The 16,951-nt window shown below is 58.8% G+C and carries 14 protein-coding genes; 4 read left to right on the top strand and 10 right to left on the bottom strand.

Annotated elements, in window-relative coordinates; genetic code table 11:
* Positions 1 to 175: 175 nt before the first annotated feature.
* Positions 176 to 1,231, bottom strand: coding sequence for a radical SAM protein (locus GY33_RS0101095; protein ID WP_051822162.1), 1,056 nt, complete (start codon positions 1,229 to 1,231; stop codon positions 176 to 178).
* Positions 1,232 to 1,351: 120 nt separating this feature from the next.
* Here GY33_RS0101095 and GY33_RS0101100 point away from each other — a divergent pair, with 120 nt between their 5' ends.
* A complete protein-coding gene (locus GY33_RS0101100) occupies positions 1,352 to 1,963 on the top strand; it encodes an NF038143 family protein (RefSeq protein ID WP_031385567.1) in 612 nt (203 codons plus the stop codon).
* Between the two features lie 123 nt (positions 1,964 to 2,086).
* Here GY33_RS0101100 and GY33_RS0101105 read toward each other — a convergent pair whose 3' ends face one another.
* The 3 genes from GY33_RS0101105 to GY33_RS0101115 all read right to left on the bottom strand — a co-directional run bounded on the left by GY33_RS0101105 (position 2,087) and on the right by GY33_RS0101115 (position 4,922).
* Positions 2,087 to 2,698, bottom strand: coding sequence for an NF038143 family protein (locus GY33_RS0101105; protein WP_031385568.1), 612 nt, complete (start codon positions 2,696 to 2,698; stop codon positions 2,087 to 2,089).
* Between the two features lie 135 nt (positions 2,699 to 2,833).
* The gene (locus GY33_RS0101110; protein WP_031385569.1) at positions 2,834 to 3,112 is read right to left on the bottom strand and encodes a hypothetical protein; all 279 of its coding nucleotides are present in this window, start codon (positions 3,110 to 3,112) and stop codon (positions 2,834 to 2,836) included.
* A 28-nt stretch (positions 3,113 to 3,140) separates the two neighbouring features.
* On the bottom strand, positions 3,141 to 4,922 hold the full coding sequence (locus tag GY33_RS0101115; protein WP_031385570.1) for a YeiH family protein: 1,782 nt from the start codon (positions 4,920 to 4,922) through the stop codon (positions 3,141 to 3,143).
* 365 nt (positions 4,923 to 5,287) lie between these two features.
* Between GY33_RS0101115 and GY33_RS19495 the strand changes: the two genes are divergently transcribed.
* Together GY33_RS19495 and GY33_RS0101135 are read left to right on the top strand one after the other, a co-directional pair.
* The gene (locus GY33_RS19495; protein WP_051822163.1) at positions 5,288 to 7,870 is read left to right on the top strand and encodes a c-type heme family protein; all 2,583 of its coding nucleotides are present in this window, start codon (positions 5,288 to 5,290) and stop codon (positions 7,868 to 7,870) included.
* 31 nt (positions 7,871 to 7,901) lie between these two features.
* Positions 7,902 to 9,317, top strand: coding sequence for a sigma-54-dependent transcriptional regulator (locus tag GY33_RS0101135; RefSeq protein WP_031385572.1), 1,416 nt, complete (start codon positions 7,902 to 7,904; stop codon positions 9,315 to 9,317).
* A 129-nt stretch (positions 9,318 to 9,446) separates the two neighbouring features.
* Here GY33_RS0101135 and GY33_RS0101140 read toward each other — a convergent pair whose 3' ends face one another.
* Together GY33_RS0101140 and GY33_RS0101145 are read right to left on the bottom strand one after the other, a co-directional pair.
* Positions 9,447 to 9,707, bottom strand: a complete 261-nt coding sequence (locus GY33_RS0101140) for a hypothetical protein (protein ID WP_031385573.1) — start codon at positions 9,705 to 9,707, stop codon at positions 9,447 to 9,449.
* Between the two features lie 36 nt (positions 9,708 to 9,743).
* Positions 9,744 to 11,498: a YeiH family protein gene (locus GY33_RS0101145; protein WP_031385574.1), complete on the bottom strand. Its 1,755-nt coding sequence runs from the start codon at positions 11,496 to 11,498 to the stop codon at positions 9,744 to 9,746.
* 386 nt (positions 11,499 to 11,884) lie between these two features.
* On the opposite strand from GY33_RS0101145, the gene GY33_RS0101155 reads away from it, so the two are divergent.
* Positions 11,885 to 13,315 (top strand): sigma-54-dependent transcriptional regulator, encoded by a 1,431-nt coding sequence (locus GY33_RS0101155; RefSeq protein WP_031385575.1) that lies wholly within the window; start codon positions 11,885 to 11,887, stop codon positions 13,313 to 13,315.
* 13 nt (positions 13,316 to 13,328) lie between these two features.
* On the opposite strand, the gene GY33_RS0101160 is transcribed toward GY33_RS0101155, so the two are convergent.
* From GY33_RS0101160 to GY33_RS0101175, 4 genes are all read right to left on the bottom strand, one after another.
* The gene (locus tag GY33_RS0101160) at positions 13,329 to 13,664 is read right to left on the bottom strand and encodes a P-II family nitrogen regulator (RefSeq protein ID WP_031385576.1); all 336 of its coding nucleotides are present in this window, start codon (positions 13,662 to 13,664) and stop codon (positions 13,329 to 13,331) included.
* A gap of 2 nt (positions 13,665 to 13,666) precedes the next feature.
* A complete protein-coding gene (locus GY33_RS0101165) occupies positions 13,667 to 14,395 on the bottom strand; it encodes a DUF1538 domain-containing protein (protein WP_031385577.1) in 729 nt (242 codons plus the stop codon).
* Entirely contained in the window at positions 14,392 to 15,087 is a 696-nt protein-coding gene (locus GY33_RS0101170; protein ID WP_031385578.1) for a DUF1538 domain-containing protein, read from the bottom strand. Before GY33_RS0101170 ends, GY33_RS0101165 begins: the two co-directional genes overlap by 4 nt.
* A gap of 273 nt (positions 15,088 to 15,360) precedes the next feature.
* Complete coding sequence (locus tag GY33_RS0101175; RefSeq protein WP_084184708.1) at positions 15,361 to 16,923, bottom strand: ABC transporter ATP-binding protein; 1,563 nt, start codon at positions 16,921 to 16,923, stop codon at positions 15,361 to 15,363.
* Between the last annotated feature and the right edge of the window lie 28 nt (positions 16,924 to 16,951).

Raw genomic sequence — 16,951 nt, forward strand, 5'->3', positions numbered from 1 at the left:
AGCCGGGCACATGCCGACGGGACTCGGAAAGTGAAACGCTCCGCCGCCTGACTATCCATGCCTTGGGATTGGCTTCCCAGAAACCACCCAGATATTAGGAATGCATTCCTCTCGCATGGATCACGGTTTTGGCTCGCGCATCCCGTTCTGACTCTTTAGTTTTTATATTGACGGATCACCGCTTGCGCTTCGGACAATTCCGGCAAATGGCAGCGGGTCTATTTTTCTCAAGGCCTTCGCGGAACTGTTCGTAAGCTTTACCGCGCCAGAGCACGGGGAGCAGTTCGTCGTTGACGTTGCCGAAGGTGACCCGGCTGTATGGCGCGGGTTGACCTTGACGGGCGTATTCGGCTTGGTCCACGGGGACGTTGGCGTAGACGCAGGGGGAGATTTCGCCGTCCGCGGAGACGAACAGAGTTCGCTGGACGTTTTCGGCGCAGACCGGATCGTCCTTGCCCCTGGGGGCGAAACTGGGCGTGTGGATGGTCACGCCCAGGTTCACGGCCGCCTCGCGCAGCCGGGTGAAGCGCTCTTCCAGGGCATGCAGTTCCTGGTCGTCCTTGGGCGCGAGCACTTCCTCGGAGAGTTCAATTCCCGGCTCGAAATCCAGCACGCTGACCACGGCCTGCTCCACCCCGTGGTCGGCCATCAGCCGAAGCAACCCTTCCAAGTCGTCCAGGCCGGAGCGCAGCAGCATGTAGGCGATGTGCACCACGGGCTTGACGGTGCCCCGTTCCTGTTTGATCCGCTGAACCATCTTCATTTTTTCCAGCACCTTGACCAACGGCGCTCCGGCCCGGGCCGGGTCGTTGCGTTCCGGGGTCGTGCCGGTCAGGGAAAAAGCCAGAATGTCCAGGCCCGCGTCCATGACTTGAGCCAGGCGCTGCTCGTTCAAAAGCATGCCGTTGGTGGTCACGCCCACGGTACATCCGGCCTCCTTGGCCAGCCGGACCATGGTTGGAAATTCCGGGTGCAGAAACGGTTCACCCCAGCCTTGGAGATAGGCCAGCTTGGTCTTGCGCAGGGTCGGCAGCAAGCGCCGAAACGTATCCAGGGACATGAAGCGGTCATGCCAATGCTCGCGGTACACGGTTCGCGGGCAGTAGTCGCAGGCCGCGTTGCATTTGGACGTGACCTCGATCTGCATCCAGTCCTTGGGGTTCAGCAACACCTTGTATTCCCACCATTGGCGCAGCTTTTGGGGCAGGGAATCCCGCTCTGTTTCACCCATAACGTCTCCTCCCTCATTCATCCCATTTTTGCCTTTCGGGCCGAAAAAGACTAATTGAATCCCTTTGTTTTTGTCTAACAGGCTCGGCAATCCACCACAACTTCCCCCAAGGAGTCCCACTTGTCACTAAGTTTACGGGAAAAGTACGATATCATCCTCGCCCATGAGCGGCAGTTCGCCTACCGCTTGGCCAAGGACGTGGTCAAAAAGCCCGAGGTTTCGGTCTGGATGATCTTGTTGCCGGTGCTCTTCGTGCACCACATGATGAAAATGACCCAATACAAGACAGGTATCCATACCTTCGCGAGCAATATTCTGGGCACGAAAACAAAGGCTTTGGACAAGGCTCTTCAAGACATCGAAACCGGAGAAATCCAGGACTACAGCGTAGCTGAGTATTTCCCGCAGGTTCCACTGGAGTCCGAAACGGAGCAAGCGTTGGCCGTCAAGCAGATTGCCATCCTGAAGCTCATGGAAAAGCACTATCGAACCCTGCTCGAACAACCGGGAGGCGCTCTGGAGGATTTGGTCCGAGGCGCATACGGGTCTTCCGGCGCGTATCGGTATTACCTGAACAAACTGGCCGAGGCCGAAGACGAGACCAACCGCCACTTGCGAGAGAACTTCCACACCTCGGAAGAATCCGGGGCGGTCATGAGTCGGATCGAGGAAAGGATGGCGGAGATGCGGGAGGAGGAAATGCGGTTTTTCTTCCAGGGCGAGGCGGTTTGAAAGAGGAGAATTCAGGAGTCAGGAGTCAGAATTCAGGAGTCAGGAGGCGGGAAAGGTAACTGCCTAGATGGAACCGCGTTTCCCTTTGGAGCGCGGTTTTATGTTTTTCGAAAGAATACTCTGCTAAAATGCGTCTTCCAGTTCCCGTTTGCGAACGTCCCGGATCGCTTTCTGTTTGCTCTGGATGTACGGGTCCGGCCAGGTCTTCCCCAGGGCATCCACCACGCCTTGGTCAACGGCGTGCTCCACCTGCTCCATGCGGGCCAGGAACTCCTGATATGCTGCGCGGTTCTGGTAAGCCCTGCGGAGCATCAGCAGGTATTCCCGCTCCCTGGTTTGCAGCAGCCCAAGATAGTGGTCCAGGAGCAGGTCCATCATGGCGGACAGGTTTTCATAGACTTCCCGTGACTCCAGCTTCTGCTCGCGCATCCAGAATTCCCGCAGTTCGCCCTTCATCTCCTGCCGGGCACGCTCGGCGTTCCCGGACCGGACGGCTTCCTCCGCCGCTCGCAAGGCCGTTTCCTTGAAGCGCAGATGTTTTTGGCTGAACTGCGTTGTTTCCTTTTTACGACCGAAATATTCGACTAGAAATTTGAAGGGGATGAAGTTGTACCACCACGGCGACTGTGTATCGGCGCGACGGTAATAGACAACCCTGGAGGCAAACTCCCGTTCTTCGGTTAGGATGGCCTTGAGTTGGGCCTTGAGAAGTTTGGATTCGGAATCAGCGGGCACGGATGATGCTCCGTTTGGAGGGGATTGGGAAGGTTGCCTTTATCCACAAGCCACCCTGTATGTAACCGGATTCCAGCCGTTCGGGAAGACTTGAGACCACGCATTCTGGGAACGTGGCCGAAAACGGTTTCAGCGTCAATCGTCCTTGCTGTCGCCTCTGCCCAAGGCACCACGCATGAAACTCATGGCTTCGGAGACTTCTTGGATGGTATCCCAGTACCAAGCTCCGACGTAGATGTCCCGTTCGCGCAACGTCTCCAACGTCTCGCTTTTGCCGGTGAGCCGCTCCAAGTTGTTCAGCGTGGCGATAAAGCCGACAATCAAGGCGACGCCCAGCCCGAGGCGCAGCATGCGGCGCAAAGGGGAAGCCGGGGACGGTTTCCCGTCCCCGGCTTGTTGGTTGTTGGAAGGCAATGGTCCCTGCTCCATGTGGATCAGGCGATTACAGGCCCATGGACATCAGCCGATCGGTGACGTCGCGGAACAAAACCATGAACATGATGTAGGCCACGAAGGCGGTGAGCAGGAGGTTGAAACCCTGGCCGCAAACGTACAGGATCAACGCCTTGCCGCCCTTCAGGGGTTCCTTGAGCTCGCGGTAGCTGATGCTCAGTCCGATGCTCACGAAGGCGATGGCGAAGAACCAGTCACGGAAACCGTTGGCCCAGGCCAGGATGCCGTTGCGGATCATGGCTTGCGCCCAATCCTCGCCCATGCCCGCACCCAAGGCGGAGAAGAGGACCGAAGCACCGATGAAGCCCAGGATGAACTTGGGGAACCGGTACCAGATTTCAGACAGAGCGCCGGCGGCGGTGAACTTCATGGGGGCGGCCCCGGCGGCGCAGGCCCGCTCGGGCTCGACCTTCAAGCACCAGTAAGCGGCAACGCCAAAGGCCATCACGCCGATCATCACGTTCTGGATCATCTTGATGGTCGCGGCCACGTACATGGCTTCCGGTCCGATCAACTCGCCCGCGGCGACCACGGAACCGGTGTTGTCAACAGTGCCGCCGATCCAGGCCCCGGCCCAGACCGGATGCATGCCCACCCAGTTGGCAAAGGTCGGCAGGGCGAAGATCATGACTACCACGAAGATCATGGACATCCCGATGGCCAGGGTCAGTTCTTCCTTCTTGGCCCGGGAGGCGGCGGCGGCGGCGATGGCCGCGGAAACGCCGGAAACGCTCATGTCCGAGGAGACCGTGATGTTCAACTGCTTGGATTCCATCTTGATCACGTTCTGGCCGAACCAGTAGGTTCCGATAAGCACGATGGGCGTGACCACCCAGGTGACAAAGATGCCGGGCAGGCCGACCATGATGATCAGGTTAATCAGGATGCTGGCACCCAGAAGGACGAGGCCTGTCTTGATGAAGTACTCGGTCTGAGCTGCGCTTTTAAGAAATTTCGGCGTACCGACCGTATTGGAGATAAGCATGCCCAGCACGATGCCCCACAAGACGTAGGAAAATCCATAGGCTCTGACGGTCTCCTGGTTGGCAATGACGTAGGAGAGCACGGCCAAGCCAAAGACAATGGGAAAGCCGATGAAGAACTCCTTCAGGTTATGGCCCATGAACTTGCCGCCGATGGAGAAGATCACGGCCATGACCACCATCAACCCCAGCAGGGTGGGAATCCGATTGAAGGGCTGAGTGTTGGCCGCGCCGCGGGCGCTGGAATGACTGCTCCGGGCCGCCCGCCATTCGCCAAGAAGGGCGCGGGCTTCCTGGTTGAGCTGGGTGTTCTGAAAGTTTGCCTCACGGGCCAGGTCTTCTGCCTCCTGGGCGTTGACTCGGGCCGTGTTCAGCCGCTCCGTGGCCTGCTCCAACCGCTGGGCGTTGGCCGCCCGGATCTCCGCTGCGGCTGCTTCACTGCGATACAGAGCATCCAGAGGGTTGGTGGTCCAGCGACCAGGGCGTGCCATAAGGTCATTTATGGTTTTAAGAAATCCGCTGTCGCGAGCCCGGACGGCATTCAACCGAGCTTCGGCCTCGGTGAAAGCGATGGTCCGGAACCCGGCCATTTCCGATTCATTTTCCATGGTCGCCCGGTATTCCGCCATGCTTTCGACATTGGGCCGGGCGGCCATGGCCGCGATCATGGCCAGGATGAGGATGATGCCAGCCAGCCAGATAGCCCACCAGTCCTCGGTGGTGTGCATCTGGGTCAGCATAGGAACTTTGGTTTCGGTAACCACATTGTCCGTTTGGTTTTCCGCCATGTGAAAAACCTCCTTAAATGTTGCAGGTTGATACCATCAACGCGGCCCTCTCACGCCATACCGGCAAGCTCCATGCTAACCGCCTCGACGTAAACCGCGTAACCGTGACGAGTGAATCTTTTCTCAAACTAAAGCAAACTCCGAGCCAAGCGATCAACATTCTCGAAATGCACAAAATAAACTCTATATTTCAAAATATTATGAAAACGATTGATCTTCTTTCTTAAGCGTTTTTTGAAAATCGATTAACGCGACGCAACATCAGTTAGCACAACATTGACAACTAAAGTTTGCAATACTGTTCTGCGTGACATATGATACTCCCCATTGCTAACTCAACTTCTGACTCCTGATCGAGATCCGCCATGCCTATCAAAAGCCCCGTCGGGGAAACCGGCCAGTCAGGCAAAAGCCACCTCTTTCACAAATCCTTGGGATTCCGGTCCAGATTCCTGGTGGCCACGGGCCTGAGTCTGCTCCTGGTCTGCTTCGCCGGGGCCTATCTGATCTATCTGCGCGAGACGGCGCAGATGGAAAAACACGCCTATGAAAAGACCATGATGGTCATGGCCGCGGTGGAGGCCAGCCGCAAGTATGTCCGCGACGAGCTGCGGCCGCGGATGTCCGAGGAATTCGGCGAGGAGTTCTTCATGGTCCAGGCCATGTCCACCTCCTACGTCGGACGGGCCGTGATGGACAACTTCAACCAGGTCATGCCCCACTACGAGTACCGGCGTGTGGCCCGCAACGCCCGCAATCCCAGGTCCGAGGCCAACAGCCTGGAACTCTCCATGCTCAACCTTTTCCAGATCAATCCGGATCTCCAAAACTGGCAGGGAACCCTGAACGTCGGGGACGAAAAGCAGTTCATGCGCTTCAAGCCCGTCTACTTCGAGGAATCCTGCATGAGCTGTCATGGCGATCCGGTTCACGCCCCACGGGACATGCTGGACATGTACGGCACGGAGCGCGGATTCTGGAACCAACCAGGGGACCTGGCCGGAGTGATGGCCGTGGGCATTCCGGTACACAAGGCCCTGGCCGAGATTCGGGATCAGGCGGCCTCGGTTTTTTTCTCCCTGTTTCTAGGTGCAACCCTCTTCTTTCTGCTCATGGCCTTCATTTTCAACCGGGCCGTGGTCAACAACCTGCACGGAGTGCTGAACATTTTCCGGGGCGAGGTGGAGGAGAAAAGTCTTCAGGAATTTTTACCCAAACCCAATCCCATGGACCCTCGGGACGAAATCCAGGAATTGACCGTAGCCGCCGTGAGCATGGCCGAACACCTGAACAGGACCCGCCAGGAACTGAGGGAATACGCTCAGGATCTGGAAGACAAAGTGGCCCGCAGGACCGCTGCCCTGCAACAATCGGAGCAAATGCTCCAGGAAAAGGTCCAGGCCAGAAAGCAGGAATTGCAGACCCTGAACGCCCTGGCGGAACTGACCACGGCGGCGGTCTCGCTGTCCGAAATCCTGCCCCAGGTCCAGCAACGCACGCTCCAGGTCTTCCCGGCCCAGGGCTCCGGTATCTACCTGTATGACAAGGCCCACCATCAACTGACGCTGCAATACCAGGAAAACGCACCCGACCTGCCGTCCGCCATTCCACTGCAACACATCATCCCCACGGTTCTGGAGGCCCGGCCCAATCGGCTGGTGGATGCCATTGCCCAGGCCGCCAACGGGCAGGCCAGTTGTTTCGACCGCCGGGGGGCAGCCGGCAACCTGAACGTTCCCCTGCTTTGCCGAGGCGAAATCCTCGGGGTCCTCTCCTTCATCGGCGTGGACTGCAAGTTCGTCACCCAGGAGCAGATGGAATTGCTGCTGTCCATCGGCCGCCAGATCGGCATTGCCGTGGAAAGCCTGCAAAACATGGAAAAGCTGATTCAGAGTAAGGAGCTGCTCCAATCCGTGTTCGACGGGATCACCGACCAGGTGGTGCTGATGGGCCGGGACTTCGGCATCCGGATGGTCAACAAGGCCTACACCGAGCGCTACAACGTGGATACGGACGAGGTCATCGGTCGGAAGTGCTTCGAAATCCACGGCAGCGGGGAAAGCCCCTGTAAGGAATGCGGCCTGAAAACGGCGATGCGCACCAAGTCAGCGGTGGTCTATGAGAGCAATTGCCCGGCCCAGGGCGACATTTTCCAGGTCCACTGCTACCCGGTCACGGACGAACAGGGGGAAGTGGAGAGCGTCATCCGCTACGTCAAGGAAATCACCGACCAAAAGCATGTAGAGCAGAAAATCCAGCAGACCGAGAAAATGGTGGCCATGGGCCAACTGGCCGCCGGCGTGGCCCACGAGATCAACAACCCCCTGGGGGTGATCCTCTGCTATGTGGAGCTGCTCAAGCGCCAGCTCGCGGACTACCCTCAGGGGCTCAAGGACCTGAGCACCATCGAAAAGCAGACCCTGAACTGCAAACGCATCGTCAGCGATCTACTGCACTTCGCCCGAAGCCCGGAGACCAAGAAGCAATCGGCGTCCTTCAACCAGATCGTGGACGACGTCCTGGCCATGGTCGCTGAGCAGTTCAAGAAGCAAGGCGTCATCGTGGAGCGAAAGCTGGACCCGGACCTGCCTTCGCAAAGTATGGACCTCAATAAAATGAAGCAGGTGGTCCTGAACCTGCTGATGAACGCCCACCAGGCCATCGAAGGCCGAGATGGCCGTATCGCCTTGGAAACCGAATATTTTTCCAACAGCAAAACCGTCCGTCTCGTGATCCGGGACAACGGGCACGGCATACCGGAATACATTCAGGATAAGATTTTCGATCCTTTTTTCAGCACCAAGAGCACCGGGGAAGGCACCGGCCTGGGACTCTCGGTGAGCTACGGCATCGTCCGGGAGCACGGCGGGGAGATCAGCGTCCTGAGCAAACCCGGAGAATGGACGGAGTTTCGGATTGATCTGCCGCTGGAGGGAGAGAACAATTGAGCGTGCACGTGAACGAATAAGAGGAACAACCATGCATCAATTCAACGTGCTCATCGTGGACGATGAGCGGGACATGCTCGACGGCCTACGGCGGATACTGCCCTACGAGCTGGAGAATACGAACATCACGGTCACGCCCAGTCCCTTGAAGGCCCTGGAGATGGTTTCCGAGACCTCCTTCGACCTCGTCCTGATGGATGTCCGCATGCCTGAAATGAGCGGTATGGAGCTTCTGGAGCAGGTCAAGTCCGCGGACCCCAAGGTGACCGTAATCATGATGACGGCGTACGGAAACATCGAAACCGCCGTGCAGTCCATTAAAATGGGAGCCTACGACTTCATCACCAAGCCCTTCGACATCCCGGATCTGGTGCGGCTGATCAGAAAAGCCCTGGAACGCAGCGGTCTGATCCGGGAGAACCTGAGCCTGCGCCAAAAGATCTCCGAAAAGACCGTGTTGGAGGAGTTCGTGGGGCAAAGCCCGCCCATGCGGCAACTCTACGAGACCATCCGCTCCGTGGCCGGGACCGACTATCCCGTGCTGATCAGGGGCGAGTCCGGCACGGGCAAGGAACTGGCCGCCAAGGCCATCCACGCCTTGAGCCGACGCGGTGAGAAGGTCCTGGTCTCCGTGAACTGCCCTGCCATTCCGGAACACCTTCTGGAAAGCGAGCTGTTCGGACACAAAAAAGGCGCCTTTACCGGTGCCCTAAAGGACCACAAAGGCCTCTTCGTCGAAGCCAACGGTTCCAGCCTGCACCTGGACGAAATCGCGGACATCCCGGTCTCGGTGCAGACCAAACTCCTGCGCGCCCTGCAGGAACAGGAAATCCGTCCCCTGGGCGGCAGCGGGAACAAAAAAGTGGACGTCCGGATCGTGTCCACCACCAATCAGGACCTGGAGCACAAAATCCTGGATAAAAGCTTCCGGGAAGACCTGTTTTACCGCTTGAACGTGGTCAGCGTCCGCACCCCGCCCCTCAGGGAGATCACCGACGACATCCCCCTGCTCGTCCACCACTTCAACCGGCTGTCCGCCCTTGAACTGAACACCGCGCCCAAGGTCGTTTCCTCGGACGTCCTGGAGGTCCTGATGCACCGGGAATGGCCGGGCAATGTCCGGGAATTGAAGAACTTCGTGCGCAGACTGGTCATTTTCTGCCCCGGCGAGGAGCTGAACCTGTCCGTCCTGAAAATGGTCGACGGCCGCCACCCCCCCCGTCCCGCAACGGAAAACGCGGCTGCAAGCGACGAGGTCGAATCCTACGCCGAGGCCAAGGCCAAGGCGGTCAACGCCTTTACCGCGGAGTACGTGGGCGACCTTCTCTCCAAAACAGGAGGCAACGTCTCCCAAGCCGCCAAAATGGCCGACATGAGCCGGGTGGCTCTTCAGAAAATCGTGCGAAAGATGAACATCAATCCGGTGGAGTATCGGGCGGGGTCGTGAGCCGAGAATCGACCACGGCTCTCGGACAGCGATGAAATGAAGCGGCCCTGGAAAACCGATCTCGGTTTTCCAGGGCCGCTTTTTTGTTTATCCGGTGCCTGGCCGGCCGGCGCTGCCGCGTGGGCGGACCTACTGATTACGCAAGGTATTGCGGATATGCATCTGGGCCACGGCGGTGTTCTCGCACTGGGAATACCAGTACGTGCCCGTATCCACGTTGGAGTCCGCGATGGCCTCCATCACCGGGCGGATGTGCGGCAGGGTCTGGCCCCAGGGCAGCACGATAGAGGCCATCACCCAGACCAGGGCCACGCCGGCGGCCAGTCCGATCCAGCCTTTCAGCTTCCCGTGGCCGTGATTGCCGCCCTGATTCTCTTTTGGCGCGTCCATGACCGTCTCCCTATTAGGTTTACGCCCGACGAACGATTAGCCCATCAGGCTTTCGGTGACGTGCGGGAATACCACGAAGTACATCAAATAGGCCACGAGCAGCGTCAAGATCAGGTTCAAGGTCTGCCCGCAGACGTACAGGATGACCGGCTTGCCGCCCTTGAAGTGGTGAGCCATTTCCCGGAAGTTCGAGGACAGGCCGATGCTGGCGAAGGCCAGGATGAAGAACCATTCCCGGATCGGGCGGGAGAAACCGCGCAGCACGCCCTGGTCGATCATCACGTCCCCGGCGCTGCCCATGGTGACCAGCATCCAGGAAAAGATGATCGACGCGGCGATGAAGCCCAGCACGAACTTGGGAAAGCGGTACCAGATTTCCATCTTGCTGACCTGCTGACCAGGCGTACAATCCACCCGTGCGCACCAGTACACGGCCACGCCGAAAGCGATCACGCCGATGAGGATGTTCTGGATCATCTTCACGGTCGCGGCCACGAACATGCCGACCTCGCCCAGGAACGCCCCGGCGGCCACCACCGCGCCGGTGGAGTCGATGGTTCCGCCGATCCAGGCCCCGCCCAAAACCGGATGCATGCCCACGGAAACGATGAACGTAGGCAGAGCGATCATCATGATCGCGGTAAAGAGCATGGACATGCCCACGGCGATGGTCAGCTCCTCCTTCTTGGCCCGGCAGGCCGCGGCCGTGGCGATGGCCGCGGACACGCCGCAGACGGACATGTCCGCGGAGACCGTGATGTTCAGGGTCTTGGATTCCATCTTCAGAACCCGCTGACCGAAAATGTAGGTCAGGATGAGGACCGTGGGGGTGACGACCCAGGCCACAACCACACCAGCCTGACCGATGAGCATGATCTTGCTGAACAGGATTTCCGCGCCTAAAAGTACCAGGCCGGTCTTAATGTAGTACTCGGTTTGCAAGGCCGGTTTCAGAAAGTTCGGCACGCCCACGGTGTTGCTGATCAGCATCCCTCCGAGAATGGCCCAGATCAAGCCGCCGAACCCATATTCTCGCATGGTACTCTGTTGACCGATCATCTCCGCGACAACAGCCAGCAGGAAAACGAACCAAAAGCCCTTCATCAGATTGGCCGAGCCGATGTCCATAAATCGAGCGCCGACACTGAAGAAAACCATGAAAATAATCATGATCCCGATCATGTAGGGGATCTTGTTGTAGGCCTGAACCGAGGCCCTGGTCCGCAGACTGCCCCGCTCCTTCTCCCTGGCCTGACGCCACTCCCGGATGGCCGCCTCGGCCTGCTCGTTAAGGTCTTCGTTACGGAACGCTTCCTCAGCGGCCAGTTCCTGAGCCTGCTTGGCCCGTTCCAGCGCGGCCTTGGTCGCTTCCTGAGCCTCCTTATAGGCCGGTTCGGCCTTCGCCCGCCGCTCCGCGGCAGCGGACTCGCTCAAATAGAAGGACTCCATGGGGCTGCTCGTCCACCGGCCCGGCATCTCCAGCCACTTGGCAATGGTTTTTCCATGGGGCTCGTTGCGCGCCCGCAACCCGGACATGGCATCGTTGGCCCCGTGCCATTCGATGGTGTGAAACGACGCGCGGGCGTCCTCGGCGGCCATGGTCGCCTCGGCCTTGGCCAGTTTCTCATGCATGTCCGCCGGCGGCCTTGGCAGGAAAATGATCAAGCCAATGACCAGGATCGCAAACCCCAGCCAAATCGCCCACCAATCCTCCTTCTTCCACAGTTCGGACCATTCCCATTTACCACGGTCGATGACAATATCGGATTGCTGCTTCGAAGCTTCGGCCATCTCGCTTCCTCCTAAAAAAGGTGTTCGTGAATGATCAAGGCCCTGGACGCGGGAGCCTCAAAACGCGGCTCTCTCCGGACCTGCCCTTTCCGGGACCACCCCGGCCTTCTCACGGAAGCAAAAAGCAAGCCTGACCTTCTTGAAAAAGAAAATAAAACTTTTTCAATGTATTGCGGCGAAAAAAAAGCAAAGGTGCCATCCTGGGTTGATGCTATCCTTGGTTGGCATTGCAAGCCTCGATTTGCATTTCAAAGGCGGAAATTTACAAGGCCTTCAAGGCCGGGTAAAATTCCGCCACAATCCCGTGCAACGAGATTCTCAACAAGGGAATGCATCCTCGCAACCGGCCGAAAAACCTTCACCCCTTACCCAGGCATCACCTCCATATGGCCCAGCAGCATCTTCTGATCATTGACGACGAAGTGGACATGCTCCAAGGATTGAGCCGCGTTCTCTCTTTTGAATTGGACAGCGTCTCCGTGGTCACAGCATCCAGTCCAGCCGAAGCGCTGGAACTGATCGGCACGCGCACCTTTGAGCTGATTCTGCTGGATATCCGGATGCCGGAAATGAACGGAATGGATCTGCTCGCCCGGATTCGTGAGACGGACCCCAACGTCACCGTGATCATGATGACCGCCTACGGCAGCATTGAAACTGCAGTGGAAGCCATTCGGCAGGGGGCCTACGACTTCGTGACCAAACCCTTTGAAATCCTAGATCTGCTGCGGGTGCTGCGCAAAGGCCTGGAACGCGGTCGACTGATCCGCGAAAACCTGAGCCTGCGGGCCAAGGTTTCAGAGCAAAACTCGTTCGCGAACTTCGTCGGCCAGACCGCGCCCATGCGCCGACTCTACGACACCATCCAGGCTTTGGCCCACACCAACTATACCGTGCTCATCCGCGGCCAAAGCGGTACGGGCAAGGAGTTGGTCGCCCGGGCCATCCACGACTTGAGCAAACGCAAATCCCGCCCCTTTCTCGCGGTGAACTGCCCGGCCATCCCGGAGCAACTCCTGGAGAGCGAGTTGTTCGGACACAAGAAAGGGGCGTTTACCGGAGCGGATACGGACTATGTCGGACTTTTCGAGGAAGCTGACGGCTCGACCCTGCTCCTGGATGAAATCGGAGACATTCCCGTCACCCTGCAAACCAAGTTGCTGCGCGTGCTCCAGGAGCAGGAACTGCGGCCTTTGGGCGGGGTCAAGAGCAAGAGGATCAACGTGCGCATCCTGGCCAGTACCAACCAGGATCTGGAAAGGAAGATCAACGAACGGACCTTCAGGGAGGATCTGTTTTACCGGCTGAACGTGGTCACGGTCCGAACGCCGACCTTGCGGGATATCCGTGAGGACATTCCCCTGCTCGTGGACCACTTCAGCAAAAAATTCTGCGCGGAACTGGAAATCCCGGCCAAACGCTTTTCTCCGGCGGCCACGGAAGAATTAATGCGCCGCAACTGGCCGGGCAACATCCGGGAGCTGCAAAACTTCGTCCGCCGGATGCTGATCTTCTGCAAGGATGAAGAAATCGAAACCATGCACATCCATGCCGTGGAGCACCCCGGCGCGAGTCCCGTACAGTCCCTGGTTCTGCAGTACGCGAACATGACCATGGAGCCCTACATCGAGGCCCGCAACCGGATGCTGGAACAGTTCACCCGCTCCTACGTCCAGAACCTCCTCTTCACCACCAACGGCAACATCTCCAAGGCCGCCAAAACGGCCGGCCTGAGCCGGGTGGCCGTCCAGAAGATCATGCGCCGCATGGGGCTCCACTCTCCGGACTTCCGGACCACCGTCCACTCTCCGCAGTAGCCGACGCGTCGGCTCAGGTATCCAGCTGGCACATGTGGCAGATGCCGACGACCTTTTTCAGGTCCACAACAAAGGCGATGCCCGCGCCAGGCTTGTTCAGGCTGCCCTGCACCAGGATGGCGTCAAGGACGGTTTGGGTTTTCTCCTGGGGGACGATGGTCAATACAATGTCCTTTTCCGGCTCAATGGGAATACCCCACAGCTTCTTTTGTTCCCGGATCCCGGTGCCACGTCCGGGTATGATCGTCCCGCCCTCGGCCCCGGCGGACTTGGTGGCCGTGATGATGGTCTCGCTGCCGCCCTTGTTCACGATGGTGACGATCAGGTCAAAGGGAATATTCAGGTCCACGCTCAACTCCTTTTCTTCACGGAAGTGACGATCAATCCAAGGACCATGACCGAAAGAATCGGGGCCATGGCCACCAGGGCAATCAGGCCGAAGCCGTCCAGGACGGGATCGCGGCCTTCCATCGCCGTGGCGATGCCCAGGGCCACGGCAAGCACGAAGGTCACGGTCATGGGACCGGTGGCGACCCCTCCGGCGTCAAAGGCGATGGCGACGAAGGTCGGGTCGCAAAAACGCATCAGCACCAGGGCCAGGAGGTATCCCGGCACGAGAATATAATGGATGGGCACGCCGTAGATGATCTTGGCCATGCCCAAGGCCACGAACAAGGCCACCCCGAGGGACAGGGTCGCGAGAATGGTCTTCTCGCGAATGCTGCCCGCCGAGGCCTTTTCCACCTCGTAACTCAGAATGTGCACCGCAGGTTCGGCGATGGTGGCCACCAAGCCCAGCATAAAACCGATCAGGATCAGCGGCCAGGTCGTGTCCATGGCTCCGAGAATCTCCCCCATGGCCGTGCCCACGGGCATGAACCCCACCTGGACGCCTTGCAGGAATAAAATCAATCCCATGACGCACAGCACCACCCCCTTGATCATGTTCACCACGAACGCCCGGGGCAGCTTGAGGTAGACAAGTTGGAAAAACAGAAAAAAAGCCACCAGCGGAGCCAGGGCCTGCAACACTTCCAGCGAGACGTGGCTGAAATCCAGAAAGGCCAGAATCGTATTCATCCGTAAATCATCCCCAAAATCATCACGCCGATCACCGGCCCGATGGAAGCGAGCCCCACCAACCCGAAACCGTCGGAAAAGGAGGACCGTCCGCCCATGACCGCCACGGCGCCCAACCCCAGAGCCAGGATGAACGGCACGGTCACCGGACCGGTGGTCACGCCTCCGGCGTCAAAGGCAATGGGCACGAAAGAAGCGGGCGCGATGAAGGAAAGAACGATGATCAACAGGTAGCTGACCCCGTACAGCCAGGCGATGGGCACGCGCAGCACGATGCGCAGCATGGCCAGGGCCACGAAGAACGCCACCCCGATGGCCACGGTGATAATCAGCAGGTTGCTGGTGATCATCCCGTCGGAAACAATATCCACCTGATGGGCAAGCACTCTTACATCCGGCTCGGCCACGGTCACGACGAACCCGAGGATAAAGGCGAAAAAAAGCATGAAGATCATCGAGCCATGCTTGGGTAGTTCACTACCCACGGCCTCGCCCATGGGCAATAGTCCAACCTTGACCCCCTGGAGAAACAGCAACAAACCGGCCAGGACCATGGCCGCGCCGATGAGAAACCGCGCGAACACCTCCCAGGGCAGATGAACGAGAAAGACCTGAAGCAGAATGACCACCACGGAGATGGGCAGCACGGCCAGGACGACCTCTTTGAGATTTTCCTTGAAGTCGGACTTCACTGAGGACTCCTACAGGCTGGGGGAACGAAAAAACAATAAATTACAAAATTTTAAGTTTGAAACCGCTACCACGAGGGAAAATGCAAGTCAAATCTGCCGGATGCCGGGTCAGGGTATTTTGTTCTCGAACCACTGGCGCTCTGGATCGGTATCGAAATCGAAATCGCTATCGAAATCGGAAAGTTGTCAAAAATCGATTTCGATCACGATTTCGATTTCGATGATTGCCGACCCACCCTTGGGGGTTCGGTGGCCTCATCATGCAAGGAAAATCTACCCCGACCCGGCCATCAGCAGCCCGATCCGCTTCATCCGCTCCTGGTCGTCCACCGGGAAGTCGTCCATGATCTTGCCCCGGAAGATCACGGCTATCCGGTCGGCCAGGGTCATGGCTTCGCGCAGGTCTCCGGTGACCAGAAGGATTCCGGCGTGGTCCCGGGCCTGAAGCAGTTGTTGCCAGACCTCTTCAGTGGAGGAGATGTCCAGCCCTTGGGTGGGTTGCTCGGCCACGATCAGCCGGGAAGCGCGGAAGAATTCCCGGGCCAGGACCAGCTTTTGAAGATTGCCGCCGGACAGCCGGCCGGCGAGCATGTCCGGGCGGCCCGGCTGGACGTTGAATTCCGCGACCTTCTCAACCACGGTTTTCCGGGCCAGCTTACGGCGTAGCCAGGGGCCCCGGCAGAAGCCCTGGCGGGTGGTCAGCAAAAAATTTTCCGTCAGGGTCATTTCCCGACACACGGCCACTCCCAGGCGATCCTCGGGAATATAGCTCAGGGACTCCTTCCAGGCAGGGTTGGCGAAAAAGGACTTCCAGTCCGCGCCCAGAATCTCCACCCGCCCGGCTCCCGGCGGCCGCAGTCCAGCCACGGTTTCCACCAGTTCCTTCTGGCCGTTGCCGGCCACCCCCACCAGGGCCATGATCTCGCCTTGGCGGACTACCAGGCTGACGTCGTCCAGGCGCGGGCCGGTGAGGTGTTCGACCCGCAGGACGGGTTCTCCGGGCGTGCAGCATGCTTTTTCGATGTCCAGGGACACCGTGCGCCCGATCATCCGATTGGCCAACTCTTCCTTAGACTGGATTTCCTTCGCGTCCCAGTGCCCCACCAGTTCGCCGCGGCGCAACACGGCCACCTCATCGGCCACGGCAATGACCTCCTCCAGCTTGTGGCTGATGAAGATGATCGACTTGCCCTGCCTGGCCATGTTTTCCAGGGCCTCGAACAGGTGCGCGGCTTCCACAGGGGTCAGTACTGCCGTGGGTTCGTCGAAGATCAGCACCTGGCTTTGGCGGTACAGCAGTTTGAGAATCTCCACCAGCTGCCGCTCACCCATGGACAGTTCCCAGATCCCGGCCCCTGGATCGATGGGCAGATTGAAGCGCCGGGCAAGCTCGCCCACTTCACGCTCCATGACTTTGGGGGAGATCCAGAACCGCCTCTCCTGGCCCAGGAGCACGTTCTCGGCCACGGTCATCCGGTTCACCAGCATGAAGTTCTGATAGACCATACCGATTCCCGCGGCGATGGAGTCCTTGGACGAATCAAAGCGCATCTCTTCGCCGCGCAGAAATATCCGGCCTGCGTCCGGCTTGAGCCGTCCGGCAAGCATGCTCATCAAAGTGCTCTTCCCGGCCCCGTTTTCGCCCAGCAAGGCCAGAATCCGACCAGGCCGGATTTCGAAGCTGATGTCGTGGTTGGCCCGCACCGGGCCGAAGGACTTGGAAAGCCCTTCCAGACGGATCAAGGGAACGTCGGATAGAGGACCGGTCGCCGTACCGGAGGACGGATCAAGCGCGACGTCGGAAAGTGCGCCAAGGGATGAGTCAACCTGGGTCATGCGCTAATCCTAGGATGAATAAGTCCTT

Source organism: Desulfonatronum thiodismutans (genome assembly GCF_000717475.1).
Taxonomy (GTDB): domain Bacteria; phylum Desulfobacterota; class Desulfovibrionia; order Desulfovibrionales; family Desulfonatronaceae; genus Desulfonatronum; species Desulfonatronum thiodismutans.

Excerpts from the sequence above, each read along its gene's own strand:
- GY33_RS0101095 (WP_051822162.1), bottom strand. The coding sequence starts at position 1,231 with ATGGGTGAAACAGAGCGGGATTCCCTGCCCCAAAAGCTGCGCCAATGG.
- GY33_RS0101115 (WP_031385570.1), bottom strand. The coding sequence starts at position 4,922 with ATGGCGGAAAACCAAACGGACAATGTGGTTACCGAAACCAAAGTTCCT.
- GY33_RS19495 (WP_051822163.1), top strand. The coding sequence starts at position 5,288 with ATGCCTATCAAAAGCCCCGTCGGGGAAACCGGCCAGTCAGGCAAAAGC.
- GY33_RS0101135 (WP_031385572.1), top strand. The coding sequence starts at position 7,902 with ATGCATCAATTCAACGTGCTCATCGTGGACGATGAGCGGGACATGCTC.
- GY33_RS0101140 (WP_031385573.1), bottom strand. The coding sequence starts at position 9,707 with ATGGACGCGCCAAAAGAGAATCAGGGCGGCAATCACGGCCACGGGAAG.
- GY33_RS0101145 (WP_031385574.1), bottom strand. The coding sequence starts at position 11,498 with ATGGCCGAAGCTTCGAAGCAGCAATCCGATATTGTCATCGACCGTGGT.
- GY33_RS0101155 (WP_031385575.1), top strand. The coding sequence starts at position 11,885 with ATGGCCCAGCAGCATCTTCTGATCATTGACGACGAAGTGGACATGCTC.
- GY33_RS0101165 (WP_031385577.1), bottom strand. The coding sequence starts at position 14,395 with ATGAATACGATTCTGGCCTTTCTGGATTTCAGCCACGTCTCGCTGGAA.
- GY33_RS0101175 (WP_084184708.1), bottom strand. The coding sequence starts at position 16,923 with ATGACCCAGGTTGACTCATCCCTTGGCGCACTTTCCGACGTCGCGCTT.